General features: G+C 71.3%; 6 protein-coding genes. 1 reads left to right on the plus strand and 5 read right to left on the minus strand.

What is annotated here, in order from left to right; all coding sequences use genetic code 11:
* Positions 1–9 precede the first annotated feature (9 nt).
* The 4 genes from glgB to ACIBK6_RS25530 all read right to left on the minus strand — a co-directional run bounded on the left by glgB (position 10) and on the right by ACIBK6_RS25530 (position 7,679).
* Complete coding sequence (gene glgB / locus ACIBK6_RS25515; RefSeq protein ID WP_399053658.1) at positions 10–2,325, minus strand: 1,4-alpha-glucan branching enzyme; 2,316 nt, start codon at positions 2,323–2,325, stop codon at positions 10–12.
* A gap of 39 nt (positions 2,326–2,364) precedes the next feature.
* Positions 2,365–3,735, minus strand: a complete 1,371-nt coding sequence (locus tag ACIBK6_RS25520; protein ID WP_399053659.1) for a phosphotransferase — start codon at positions 3,733–3,735, stop codon at positions 2,365–2,367.
* Between the two features lie 144 nt (positions 3,736–3,879).
* On the minus strand, positions 3,880–5,586 hold the full coding sequence (treS, locus tag ACIBK6_RS25525; RefSeq protein WP_399053660.1) for a maltose alpha-D-glucosyltransferase: 1,707 nt from the start codon (positions 5,584–5,586) through the stop codon (positions 3,880–3,882).
* Positions 5,583–7,679 carry a maltotransferase domain-containing protein gene (locus tag ACIBK6_RS25530; RefSeq protein WP_399053661.1) on the minus strand — a complete coding sequence of 699 codons (2,097 nt, stop codon included), beginning with the start codon at positions 7,677–7,679 and terminating at the stop codon, positions 5,583–5,585. The genes treS and ACIBK6_RS25530 overlap by 4 nt, the downstream gene beginning before the upstream one ends.
* A gap of 362 nt (positions 7,680–8,041) precedes the next feature.
* On the opposite strand from ACIBK6_RS25530, the gene glgP reads away from it, so the two are divergent.
* Entirely contained in the window at positions 8,042–10,675 is a 2,634-nt protein-coding gene (gene glgP, locus ACIBK6_RS25535) for an alpha-glucan family phosphorylase (protein ID WP_399053662.1), read from the plus strand.
* Between the two features lie 114 nt (positions 10,676–10,789).
* Here the strand turns inward: glgP and ACIBK6_RS25540 are convergent, their stop codons facing one another.
* Positions 10,790–12,829 (minus strand): M4 family metallopeptidase, encoded by a 2,040-nt coding sequence (locus ACIBK6_RS25540; RefSeq protein ID WP_399053663.1) that lies wholly within the window; start codon positions 12,827–12,829, stop codon positions 10,790–10,792.
* Between the last annotated feature and the right edge of the window lie 32 nt (positions 12,830–12,861).

Below are 12,861 nucleotides of genomic sequence, written 5' to 3' on the forward strand. Positions count from 1 at the left end.
GGACAATCCCTACGCCGGGCGCAGCCACACCGTTGCCAGCGGCGGCAGCGTCAGGCGGATGGAGACCGGGCGGCCGTGGGACGGGGCGGGGTCCGGCTTCAGGGGGGAGGGGTTGCCCACGTCGCCGCCGCCGTACCGCGCCGCGTCCGTGTTGAGCAGTTCCTGCCAGGCGGGCACCTCCTCCGGCACGCCGAGGCGGTACTCCGCCCGGACCACCGGCGAGAAGTTGGACACCGACAGGAGCGGCGAGCCCGCCGCGTCGTGGCGCAGGAACGCGAACACGTTGTCCTCGGCCGCGTCGCCGTCCACCCAGGCGAAGCCCGAGGGGTCGGTGTCGCGCTCCCAGAGGGCGGGCTGGGCCGCGTAGACGCGGTTCAGGTCGCGCACCAGATCGCGTACGCCCCGGTGGTCCGGCTCGGCGCCGTACGACGGGTCGAGCAGCCACCAGTCCGGCCCGTGCCCCTCCGACCACTCCGCGCCCTGCGCGAACTCCTGCCCCATGAACAGGAGTTGCTTGCCGGGATGGGCCCACATGAAGCCCAGATAGGCGCGGTGGGTGGCGCGCTGCTGCCACCAGTCGCCGGGCATCTTCGACACCAGTGCCCGCTTGCCGTGGACGACCTCGTCGTGGGAGATCGGCAGCACGTAGTTCTCGCTGTAGGCGTACACCATCGAGAACGTCATCTCGCTGTGGTGGTACTTGCGGTGCACCGGCTCGTGCTGGACGTAGCCGAGGGAGTCGTGCATCCAGCCCATGTTCCACTTCAGGCCGAAGCCGAGACCGCCGAAGCCGCCCGCCCCCACATGGTGGGTGGCCCGGGTCACGCCGTCCCAGGCGGTGGACTCCTCCGCGATGGTCACGACCCCGGGGCAGCGGCGGTACACCGTCGCGTTCATCTCCTGGAGGAAGGCGACGGCGTCCAGGTTCTCCCGGCCGCCGTGCTCGTTCGGGCTCCACTCGCCGTCCTCGCGCGAGTAGTCCAGGTACAGCATGGAGGCCACCGCGTCGACCCGGAGCCCGTCGACGTGGAACTCCTCGCACCAGTAAGCGGCGTTCGCCACCAGGAAGTTGCGGACCTCCTTGCGGCCGTAGTCGAATTCGAGGGTGCCCCAGTCCGGGTGCTCGGCCCGGGCGGGATCCTCGTGCTCGTAGAGCTTGCGCCCGTCGAACTCCGCGAGCGCCCAGTCGTCCTTCGGGAAGTGCGCCGGCACCCAGTCCACGATCACGCCGATCCCCGCCCGGTGCAGCGCGTCGATCAGGAAGCGGAAGTCGTCGGGCGTGCCCATCCGGGACGTCGGGGCGTAGAAGCCGGTGACCTGGTAGCCCCAGGAGCCGCCGAAGGGATGCTCGGCGACCGGCAGGAACTCGACATGGGTGAAGCCCAAGTCCCTTACGTACGCGGGGAGTTGATCGGCCAGCTGGCGGTACGTCAGACGGGGGCGCCAGGATGCCAGGTGCACCTCGTACACCGAGAACGGCGACTCGTGCACCGGGCGGGCGCCCCGCCGCGCCATCCACTCCTCGTCGTGCCACACGTGGTGCGACTCGGTGACGACCGAGGCGTTCGCGGGCGGCACCTCGGCGTGCCGCGCCATCGGGTCGGACCGCAGGGTGTGGCTGCCGTCGGGGCGCGTGATGTCGAACTTGTACAGCGCGCCGTCGCCGACCCCGGGCAGGAACAGCTCCCACACCCCCGTGGAGCCGAGCGAGCGCATGGGGTACGCCGCGCCGTCCCAGTAGCTGAAGTCGCCCGTCACCCGCACCCCTTGGGCGTTGGGCGCCCACACCGTGAAGCGGGTTCCGGTGACGTCCTGGTGGACCATCGGGCGGGCGCCGAGCGCCGTCCACAGCTCCTCGTGCCGGCCCTCGCCGATCAGATGCAGATCGAGATCGCCGAGCGAGGGCAGGAAGCGGTACGGGTCCTGCACCTCGATCTCGCTGTCCTCGTAGCTGACGAGCAGCGTGTAATCGGGGATCGCGCGCAGCGGGAGCAGTCCGGAGAACAGCCCGTCGCCGTCGTCGTGCAGCTCCGCCCGCAGCCCCTTGGCGAGCACGGTCACGGCCTGCGCGTACGGCCTCAGCGCCCGGAACGCCACCCCGCCCCGCGCCGGGTGCGCGCCGAGCAGGGCGTGCGGATCGTGGTGCCCGCCCGCGAGCAGGCGGCCCCGGTCGGTGTCCGAGAGGGCGGGGGCGGGCCGTACGCCGCGGCTCGCGGACCGGCGCGGCGCGGGCGGGGCCGCGGCGGACTTCTTCGCCGCGGGCGCCGGCCGCACGGCGCGGGGGACGGTTGGTTCGGACGGGTTGCGGGCGGGGCGGGGGGTCACGGGGTCGGCCTCCTCAAGTGGCTCATCGGGCAAGGGCGTTCATGACCCGGCCAGACGGCGGATCGCCGCCATCGGCACGGGCAGCCAGTCGGGGCGGTGCCGGGCCTCGTAGAGCACCTCGTACACCGCCTTGTCGGTCTCGTACGCGCGCAGCAGCTCGGGCGACTCGCGCGGGTCCGAGCCCGAGCGCGCCGCGTAGCCCGCGCAGTACGCGGCCCGGCACTCCTCGGCCCACCGCGGGTCGGCCGGGCCCGCCGAGCGGGACGCGTAGTCGAAGGAGCGCAGCATGCCCGCCACATCGCGGACCGGGGGCTGCGGCCGGCGGCGTTCGGCGAGCGGGCGGGCCGGCTCGCCCTCGAAGTCGATCACCGACCAGGGCCCCTCGGCGGGCCGCAGGGCCTGGCCCAGATGCAGATCGCCGTGGACGCGCTGGGCGGCGCCCGCCGAGTCAAGGGTGGCGACCGCCTCGTACGCGGCCCGCAGCCCCGGCACGTACGGCGTGAGCGCCGGCACCGCGCGGGCGGTGGCGGCCAGCCGCTCGGTCATCGCGGTGGCGAGCAGCGCGGTCTGCGGCCGGCCGAGGGTGACCCGGGAGAACGCCTCGGCGAGGGACAGGTGCACTTCGGCGGTGGCCCGCCCGAGGTCGTACGCCTCTCGCGTGAACGCGCGCCCCCCGGCGAGCGAGGCCAGCGCCAGCGTCCAGCCGTCGTCGGCGCCGCGCAGGAACGGCTGGAGCACCCCGAGCGTCGCCTCCTGGGGCTCCGAGGTGCGGAACCAGGCGGCCGGGGCGGGCACTCGGGGGCAGCCCTGGCGGGACAGCGCCCACGGCAGTTCCAGGTCCGGATTGACGCCCGGCTGCACCCGGCGGAACACCTTCAGGATGAACGTATCTCCGTACACCAGGGAGGAGTTGGACTGCTCCACCCCCAGCAGGCGCGGTGCGAGCCCCGGCGGAACGTCGACGTCCGGGTCGCGCTCGAAGCGAAGCGGGCCCACCGCGCCGGGGGAGCGCAGCCGTTCCAGGAGCAGGCCCGCGGACTGGGGGTCCTGGAGGGCGTCGTACACCGTGCGCCCGGCCAGCGGGCCTGAGGTCGCCCGGCCGATCAGCGCGGGGGCGAGGCGGGGCGGGAGCTGGTCGCGCACCCCGATCAGGAGCTGGTAGCAGTCGGCGGACGGCGGTCCGGCGGCTTCGCCGGGCGAGGGGAGGGCGGACTGCTCGGTGCGTACGAGCAGATGCAGGACGCCGGGCAGCAGTTCGGTCGCGGTGAGCACGGCGAAGCCGGTGACGGGCCGGCCCTTGCCCGCGAACCAGCGCTGCCGGGGCAGCCATTCGTGCAGCAGCGGGGCGAGCGAGGTCAGCAGCCGGGCAGGTTCGAGGCGGGTGGTACGGGGCGGTGCGGCCTTCGGCATGGCGGCGCATCCTTTCCCCGGGCACACAATCGAGTTGCGCAGAGTGTCCCGGATTGCAACAGAAGCTGTCCGGCGGCGCGCGGGGTACGGGGTGGAGAGTGCCCCGGGCGGAGCGGTGGAAACCGCCCCGCCCGGGACCCGGGGTCAGACGACGGCGGGGTCCTTCCGCAGCCGGAACCAGTAGAAGCCGTGCCCGGCCAGGGTCAGCAGATACGGCCATTCGCCGATCGCCGGGAAGCGCACCCCGCCGATCAGCTCGACCGGGTGGCGGCCGTTGAACGCCTGGAGGTCCAGCTCGGTGGGCTGGGGGAAGCGCGAGAAGTTGTGCACGCACAGCACCAGGTCGTCGCCCGCCTCGCGCAGGAACGCGAGGACGGCCGGGTTCGAGGAGGTCAGCTCGGTGTAGGAGCCGAGTCCGAAGGCGGGGTTCTGCTTGCGGATCTCGATCATCCGGCGGGTCCAGTGCAGCAGCGAGGAGGGCGAGGCCATGGCCGCCTCGACGTTCGTCACCTGGTAGCCGTAGACCGGGTCCATGATCGTGGGGAGGTAGAGCCGCCCCGGGTCGCAGGAGGAGAAGCCCGCGTTGCGGTCGGGGGTCCACTGCATCGGGGTGCGCACCGCGTCGCGATCGCCGAGCCAGATGTTGTCGCCCATCCCGATCTCGTCGCCGTAGTACAGGATCGGCGAACCGGGCAGCGAGAGCAGCAGCGCGGTGAACAGCTCGATCTGGTTGCGGTCGTTGTCGAGCAGCGTGGCGAGCCGCCGCCGGATGCCGATGTTGGCCCGCATCCGGGGATCCTTGGCGTACTCGGCGTACATGTAGTCGCGCTCTTCGTCCGTGACCATTTCGAGGGTGAGCTCGTCGTGGTTGCGCAGGAAGATGCCCCACTGGGCGTTCTTCGGGATCGCCGGGGTCTTGGCGAGGATTTCCGAGACCGGGTAGCGCGATTCGCGCCGTACGGCCATGAAGATGCGCGGCATCACCGGGAAGTGGAAGGCCATGTGGCACTCGTCGCCGCCCCGGGCGAAGTCGCCGAAGTAGTCCACGACGTCCTCGGGCCACTGGTTGGCCTCGGCCAGCAGCACCGTGTCCGGGTAGCTCGCGTCGATCTCGGCCCGCACCCGCTTGAGGAACTCGTGCGTGGCCGGAAGGTTCTCGCAGTTGGTCCCCTCCTCCTGGTACAGGTACGGCACGGCGTCCAGGCGGAAGCCGTCGATGCCGAGGTCGAGCCAGAAGCGCAGCGCGGAGACGATCTCCTCCTGCACGGCGGGGTTGTGGTAGTTGAGGTCGGGCTGGTGCGAGAAGAAGCGGTGCCAGTAGTACTGCTTGCGGACCGGGTCGAAGGTCCAGTTGGACGTCTCGGTGTCCACGAAGATGATCCGGGCGTCCTGGAACTGCTTGTCGTCGTCGGCCCAGACGTAGTAGTCGCCGTACGGGCCCTCGGGGTCCTTGCGTGACTCCTGGAACCACGGGTGCTGGTCGCTGGTGTGGTTCATCACGAAGTCGATGATCACGCGCATGCCGCGCTGGTGGGCGGCGTCCACGAACTCCACGAAGTCGGCGAGGTCGCCGAACTCCGGCAGCACGGCGGTGTAGTCCGAGACGTCGTAACCGCCGTCCCGCAGAGGCGACTTGAAGAACGGCGGCAGCCAGAGGCAGTCGACGCCCAGCCACTGGAGGTAGTCCAGCTTGGCGGTGATGCCCTTGAGATCCCCTACGCCGTCGCCGTTGCTGTCCTGGAAGGACCGCACGAGCACTTCGTAGAACACGGCTCGCTTGAACCACTCGGGATCGCGGTCCTTGGCGGGGGTGTCCTCGAAGGTGTCGTGGACGGGCTCGTTGACGATCATGGTGTGGGTGACCCTCCGATCGGCGGGGACGGTCGCAGGACCAGGATGTGCGCGGGCGCTCGGCCCGGCTCCAGACGCACGTAGTTGGCCCTGCCCCAGTGGTAGGTCTCGCCGGTGAGCTCGTCGCGCACCGGGACGGACTCGTGCCAGGCGAGGCCGAGTGCCGGCATGTCCAACGAGACCATGGCCTCCTGGGTGTGGTGGGGGTCGAGGTTGGCGACCACCACGACGGTGTTCGGTCCGGCGCGTTTGCTGTACGCGATCACGGCGTCGTTGCCGGTGTCGTGGAAGTGGACCGAACGCAGCTGCCGCAGCGCCGGGTGGCGCCGCCTGATCCGGTTGAGCGTGGTGATCAGCGGGGCGATGGAGCGGCCCGCCCGCTCGGCCGACTCCCAGTCGCGGGGCCGCAGCTGGTACTTCTCGGAGTTCAGGTACTCCTCGCTGCCCTCCCGGACCGGGGTGTTCTCGCACAGCTCGTAGCCGGCGTAGACGCCCCAGGAGGGCGAGAGGGTGGCGGCGAGCACGGCCCGCACCTCGAAGGCGGGACGGCCGCCCTGCTGGAGGTAGCCGGACAGGATGTCCGGGGTGTTCACGAAGAAGTTGGGCCGCATGTAGGAGGCGGGCTCGCCCGCCAGCTCGGTGACGTACTCGGTGAGCTCCTGGCGGGTGTTGCGCCAGGTGAAGTAGGTGTACGACTGCTGGAAGCCGATCTTGCCGAGGGTGTGCATCATCGCGGGCCGGGTGAACGCCTCGGCCAGGAAGATCACGTCCGGGTCGGTGCCGTTGATCTGCGCGATGACCTTCTCCCAGAAGACCACCGGCTTGGTGTGCGGGTTGTCGACGCGGAAGATCCGTACGCCGTGCGCCATCCAGAACCGCAGGATCCGCACCGTCTCCGCGATGAGACCGGGCATGTCCTGGTCGAAGGCGACCGGGTAGATGTCCTGGTACTTCTTGGGCGGGTTCTCGGCGTACGCGATCGTCCCGTCGGCCCGGTGGTGGAACCACTCGGGGTGCTTGTCGACCCAGGGGTGGTCGGGGGAGCACTGCAGGGCGAAGTCGAGCGCGACCTCCAGGCGCAGGTCGCGGGCGGCCGCCACGAACGCGTCGAAGTCGTCGAGGGTGCCGAGGTCGGGGTGGACCGCGTCGTGGCCGCCGGCCGGGGAGCCGATCGCCCACGGGACGCCGACGTCCCAACTCCCGGCGGACAGACTGTTGTTGGCGCCCTTGCGGTGGGTCGTGCCGATGGGGTGGACGGGGGGCAGATAGACCACGTCGAAGCCCATCGCGGCGACCGCGGGCAGCCGCTCGGCGGCGGTGCGGAAGGTGCCGGAGACCGGCGGCCCCCCGCCGGAGACGACGGCGCCCTCCGAGCGCGGGAACAGCTCGTACCAGGACCCGAACAGCGCGCGTTCTCGCTCGACCAGCAGGGGCAGCGGGGGCGAGGACGTGACGAGCTCGCGCAGCGGGTGTGCCGCCAGGGCCGCGTCGGCCGCCGGGGCGAGGGCGGCGGCGAGCCGGGCGGCCGGGGTGCGGGTCTCGTCGCGCAGCGCGTCCACCGCGGTCAGGACGGCCTCGCGCCCCTTGGCCTTGGGGACCCCGGCCGCGGCCCGTTCGTACAGCGCGGCGCCCTCGGCGAGGACGAGCTCGGTGTCCTGGCCGGCCGGGATCTTGATGGCGGCGCTGCGGCGCCAGGTCGCGACCGGATCGCTCCAGGCCTCGACGGTGTACGTCCAGGGCCCCTCGGTGTCGGCGGTGACCTGGGCGCCCCAGCGGTCGGTGCCGGGGGCGAGTTCACGCATGGGGGTCCAGGGGCCGCTGCGGCCACGGGGGTCGCGGAGCACGACATTGGCGGCCACGGCGTCGTGGCCCTCGCGGAAGACGGTGGCGGTGACCTGGAAGCTCTCCCCGGTCACCGCCTTCGCGGGCCTTTTGCCGCACTCGACGGCGGGGCGTACGTCCAGAACGGGGATACGGCCGATTGACGGGTTCGGGTTCACGGGCTCACCTGTAGGCGATAGGTATGGTTTGCCGCGTTTGCGGGAATCTGTCCTTTTTAGCTGCTCCATTGACGGCTGACCGGCTGCGGGCATGGCCGCTCCTGTCCGCGTTCACTCGAATGGGGTGCGGGGGCGAGTGCGGGAATGCGTTACCGGAGGAGCCTTCCACGGTGTACGGGTGGGCATTCCGGCAGTTTGTTAACTACCTGCGCGTAACGGTTCAGACAAGGAAGTGGCCCCGGATTTCGGTGGGAGCGGGGTGAATTTTGCCTACCCGTAAGTCATGTGACGCCGCATCAGCCGAGTGGCGACCGTGGGGGCACAGAACCGGAGCTGTCGGATCCGCGGGGCGCTGTGGTTGGCGGGGGCGCACCGGCACTACCTTCGGGTGTGAAGGAGGGGCGCACATCGCGATGCGTCACCCCGATACGTACATCCCCTGCAAAGGTGGAAACGTGAAGGCAATCCGTCGATTCACCGTGCGTCCCGTCCTGCCCGACGCCCTCCGGCCGCTCAGCGACCTCGCGCGCAACCTGCGCTGGTCCTGGCACACCGAGACCAGAGAACTCTTCCAGTCCGTCGATCCCGAGGGCTGGCGGGCGGCGGGTGAGGACCCCGTGCGGCTGCTGGGGACCGTCTCCGCCGCCCGGCTCGACTCACTCGCCCAGGACCGCCGCTTCCTGCGCAGACTCACCGCTGCCGCCGCCGACCTCGACGACTACCTGCGCGGCCGCCGCTGGTACCAGGAACAACCCGGCGAACTCCCGTCCGCCGTCGGCTACTTCTCACCCGAGTTCGGCATCACCGCCGCCCTGCCGCAGTACTCCGGCGGCCTCGGCATCCTCGCCGGCGACCACCTGAAATCCGCCAGCGACCTCGGCGTACCGCTCATCGGGGTCGGCCTGCTCTACCGGCACGGCTACTTCCGCCAGTCGCTCTCGCGCGACGGCTGGCAGCAGGAGCGCTACCCCGTGCTCGACCCCAACGAGCTGCCCCTCTCCCTGCTCAGGGAGCAGAACGGCACCCCGGCCAGGGTCTGCCTCGCGCTGCCCGGCGGCCGCTGTCTGCACGCCACCATCTGGCAGGCCCGGGTCGGCCGGGTGCCGCTGCTGCTGCTCGACTCGGACGTCGAGGAGAACGGGCCGGGCGAACGCGACGTCACCGACCGGCTGTACGGCGGCGGCAGCGAACACCGGCTGCTCCAGGAGATGCTGCTCGGCATCGGCGGAGTGCGCGCGCTGCGGACGTACAGCCGCCTCACCGGCCACCCGGCGCCCGAGGTGTTCCACACCAACGAGGGGCACGCCGGGTTCCTCGGCCTGGAGCGCATCCGCGAACTGGCCGGTGAGGGGCTGGAGTTCGACGCCGCGCTGGAAGCGGTGCGGGCCGGGACGGTGTTCACCACCCACACCCCCGTGCCGGCCGGCATCGACCGCTTCGACCGCGAGCTCATCGCCCGCCACCTCGGCGACGACGGCGAGCTGCCCGGAGTGGACGTCGGGAAGATCCTCCAGCTCGGCATGGAGACCTACCCCGGCGGCGAGCCGAACCTCTTCAACATGGCCGTGATGGGGCTGCGCCTCGCCCAGCGCGCCAACGGGGTCTCCACCCTGCACGGCGCGGTCAGCCGGGAGATGTTCGCGGGCCTGTGGCCCGGCTTCGACGCGGCGGAGGTGCCGATCACCTCCGTCACCAACGGCGTGCACGCCCCGACCTGGGTGGCTCCCGAGGTCTTTAGGCTCGGCGCCCGGCGGATCGGCGCGGGCCGCACCGAGGACGCGCTCACCGTGGGCGGATCCGAACGCTGGGACGCGGCCGCCGAGATCCCGGCCGCCGAGATCTGGGAGCTGCGCAGGGAACTGCGCGAACAGCTCGTGACCGAGGTACGGGAGCGGCTGCGGGTCTCGTGGCGCCAGCGCGGCGCGGGCACGGCCGAACTGGGCTGGATCGACGGGGTGTTGAACCCGGACGTCCTCACCATCGGCTTCGCCCGCCGGGTGCCCTCGTACAAGCGGCTCACGCTGATGCTGCGCGACCGGGACCGGCTGATGGAGCTGCTGCTGCATCCGACCAGGCCGGTGCAGATCGTCGTCGCGGGCAAGGCGCACCCCGCCGACGACGGCGGGAAGCGGCTGGTCCAGGAGCTGGTGAAGTTCGCCGACGACCCGAGGGTCCGGCACCGGATCGTGTTCCTGCCCGACTACGGCATGGCGATGGCGAAGAAGCTGTACCCGGGCTGCGACGTGTGGCTCAACAACCCGCTGCGCCCGCTGGAGGCCTGCGGGACCAGCGGCATGAAGGCGGCCCTGAACGGCTGCCTCAACCTGTCCGTCCTGGACGGCTGGTGGGACGAGTGGTTCGAGCCGGACTTCGGCTGGGCCATCCCGACCGCGGACGGCGCGGCCACCGACGAGGACCGGCGCGACGAGCTGGAGGCGAACGCGCTGTACGACCTCATCGAGGACCGGGTCGCCCCGCGCTTCTACGACCGGGGCCCCGGCGCTCTGCCCGACCGCTGGATCGAAATGGTCCGCCGGACGCTGACGACACTGGGGCCGAAGGTACTCGCGGGGCGCATGGTGCGGGAGTACGTGACCCGCCTTTACGCACCCGCCGCCGCGGCACACCGTGCCCTCGACCCGTCCACCGCACGGGAGTTGGCGCAGTGGAAGGCGCGGGTGCGGGCCGCCTGGCCGCGGGTCGCGGTCGACCACGTCGAGGCGCTCGCCCCGGACGCCGCGGCCCCCAACGGCACCGCGGAGCTCGGCTCCACGCTGACGCTGCGGGTACGGGTCGGGCTCGGTGACCTCCAGCCCGACGATGTGGAGGTGCAGGCGGTGGCGGGCCGGGTGGACGCGGCCGACGCCATCGCGGACGCGGCCGCCTTCCCGCTGAAACCGGCGGCCGGCCCCGGCCTGGAGGGCCGCTGGACCTACGAGGGCCCCCTCGCTCTGGACCGCACGGGCCCGTTCGGCTACACGGTCCGGATCCTGCCGGCCCACCCCCACCTGGCCACGCACGCGGAGCTGGGCCTGGTGGCAGGACCGACGGAGGCCACGGGGGAGGGCGCGGGCGTACTGCTGCGCTGAGCAACCCCGGACATGGGCGGTGCCCGGAGCCTGGTGGGCTCCGGGCACCTTCACTTTCCGGCCAGCCGCCTGGTCAGAAGGTGAGCCTTCAGGGGCGAGCTGTCACAGCTGAGTTCAGAAGCTGAGCTTGAAGTCGGTGATCGTGCCGACGTCCTGCGGGGCCATGTCCTGGACCTTCAGCTTCCACGTGCCGTTGGCGGCGGCGGTGGAGGCGTTGACGGTGAACGTCTTGTCCAGGTTCGCCGTCGAGTCCGAGGAGGAGTTCTGCAGGCGGAACGACTTGCCGTTCGGGGCCACCAGGTCGATCTGGAGGTCACCGATGTAGGTGTGGGTGATCTTCACACCGACCTTGAGGGCGCTCGGTGCGTTGCCGGTGATCCCGGTGACGTTGACCGACGAGGTGACCGCGGGCCCGGGAGAGTCCGGGATGGCCACGCTGGCCGTGTTCTCGAAGACCGTGCCGCCCGGGGTGCCGCCGCCCGCGCGGGCGCCGACGTTGATGGCCGCCCAGGCGTTGGTGACGTTGGTGACCTCGGCGCTGTTCGCTCCGTACAGCTCGGTCGCGGCGGCGATGGTGCCCGCGCGGGCCCCCGCGTAGTCCGTGCTGGAGTTGAACTTGGTGGTGAGAGCCTTGTACCAGATCAGCTGGGCCTTGTCGCGGCCGATGCCGGTGACGGGCTGGCCGTCGGAGGTCGGCGAGTCGTAGTTGAACCCGTTGATGGTCTTGGCGCCGCTGCCCTCGGAGGCCAGGTAGAACCAGTGGTTCGCGGGTCCCGAGGAGTAGTGGACGTCGAGGTTGCCGACACCGGCGTACCAGCTGTCCGCGGACGAGCCGTCCTTGCTCGGCTTGTCCATGTAGCGCAGCGGGGTGCCGTTACCGTTGATGTTGATCTGCTCACCGATGAGGTAGTTGCCCGGAGCCGCCGGGTTGTTGGCGTAGAACTCCACCGACGTGCCCATGATGTCGGAGGTCGCCTCGTTCAGACCGCCGGACTCGTCCGCATAGTTGAGGCCCGCGGTGGCCGCGGTGACGCCGTGCGTCATCTCGTGGCCGGCCACGTCGAGCGAGGTCAGCGGGTCGTTGTCGCCCGTGCCGTCGCCGTACGTCATGCAGAAGCAGCTGTCGTCCCAGAACGCGTTGACGTACGCGTTGCCGTAGTGGACGCGGGAGTAGGCGGCGACGCCGTCGCCCCGGATGCCGCTGCGGCCGAAGACGTTCTTGTAGAAGTCCCAGGTGACCCCGGCGCCGTAGGCGGCGTCCGCGCCCGCGGTCGCGGCGTTGGAGGTCGTGCCGTCGCCCCAGGTGTCGTTGTTCTGGGTGAACAGCGAACCCGTGCCGGACGAACCGTGGTTGAGGTCGTACGTCTTGTGGCCGCCGCGGCCGCTGTCGTTCAGCGTGTAGCTCGACCCGGACTGCGAGGTGCCGAGGGTGACCTGGCCGCTGTAGTGGGTGTTGCCGATACCGGTCTCGATGCCCTGCCACTGGTGCAGCTTGGCGCCCGTCTTGGCGTCCGTGATGACGTGCAGCTGGTTCGGGGTGCCGTCGTCCTGCACTCCGCCGACGACCGTCTCGTACGCGAGGGTCGGCGCGCCCTGCACCATCCAGATGACCTTGCGCGGCGCGCTGTCGGCCTTGTCGGCCTTGGAGCCGGCGGCCTTGGCGGCCTTGAGGGCCTGGCTGGTGGCGGTGGCCGGGGCGTTGGAGGGGGCGGAGGTGGCGACGCCCTTCAGCTCGGCGCGGTTCGCCTTGATGACGTTCTGGGTCTGCCCGGCCGACGAGTGGTCGACTATCAGGTCGCCGCCGAGGACGGGCAGGCCGTCGTAGGTGCGCTCGTACCGGGTGTGCGTGGTGCCGTTCTGGTCCTTGGCCACATCGCGGACGACCAGCTTCTCCTGCGGGGAGAGGCCGAGGCTCTTGGCGGTGGCCGCCGTGGTGGAGTTGGCCTTGCGTATGAGCTCGGCGCGCTGGGACGGGCTGAGGCTCGCGGGCAGGGCGCCCGGGTTGCGTACCGCCTGGGCCTTGAGGGCCGTGGTGGCCGCGGAGTCCTCGGGGCTTGCGCTGGCGTTGCCTGCCTGGACGCCGACACTGATCAGGGCGGCCGCGGCGAACAGGGCGCCGGTGGCGGTGACACGACGACGGTGCGTGGATCTCACGCGAACTCCTTCTGCGAGGGGGGTACCGGTCG

The sequence above is a fragment of the Streptomyces sp. NPDC050485 genome (genome assembly GCF_044458185.1).
Classification (GTDB): Bacteria; Actinomycetota; Actinomycetes; order Streptomycetales; family Streptomycetaceae; genus Streptomyces.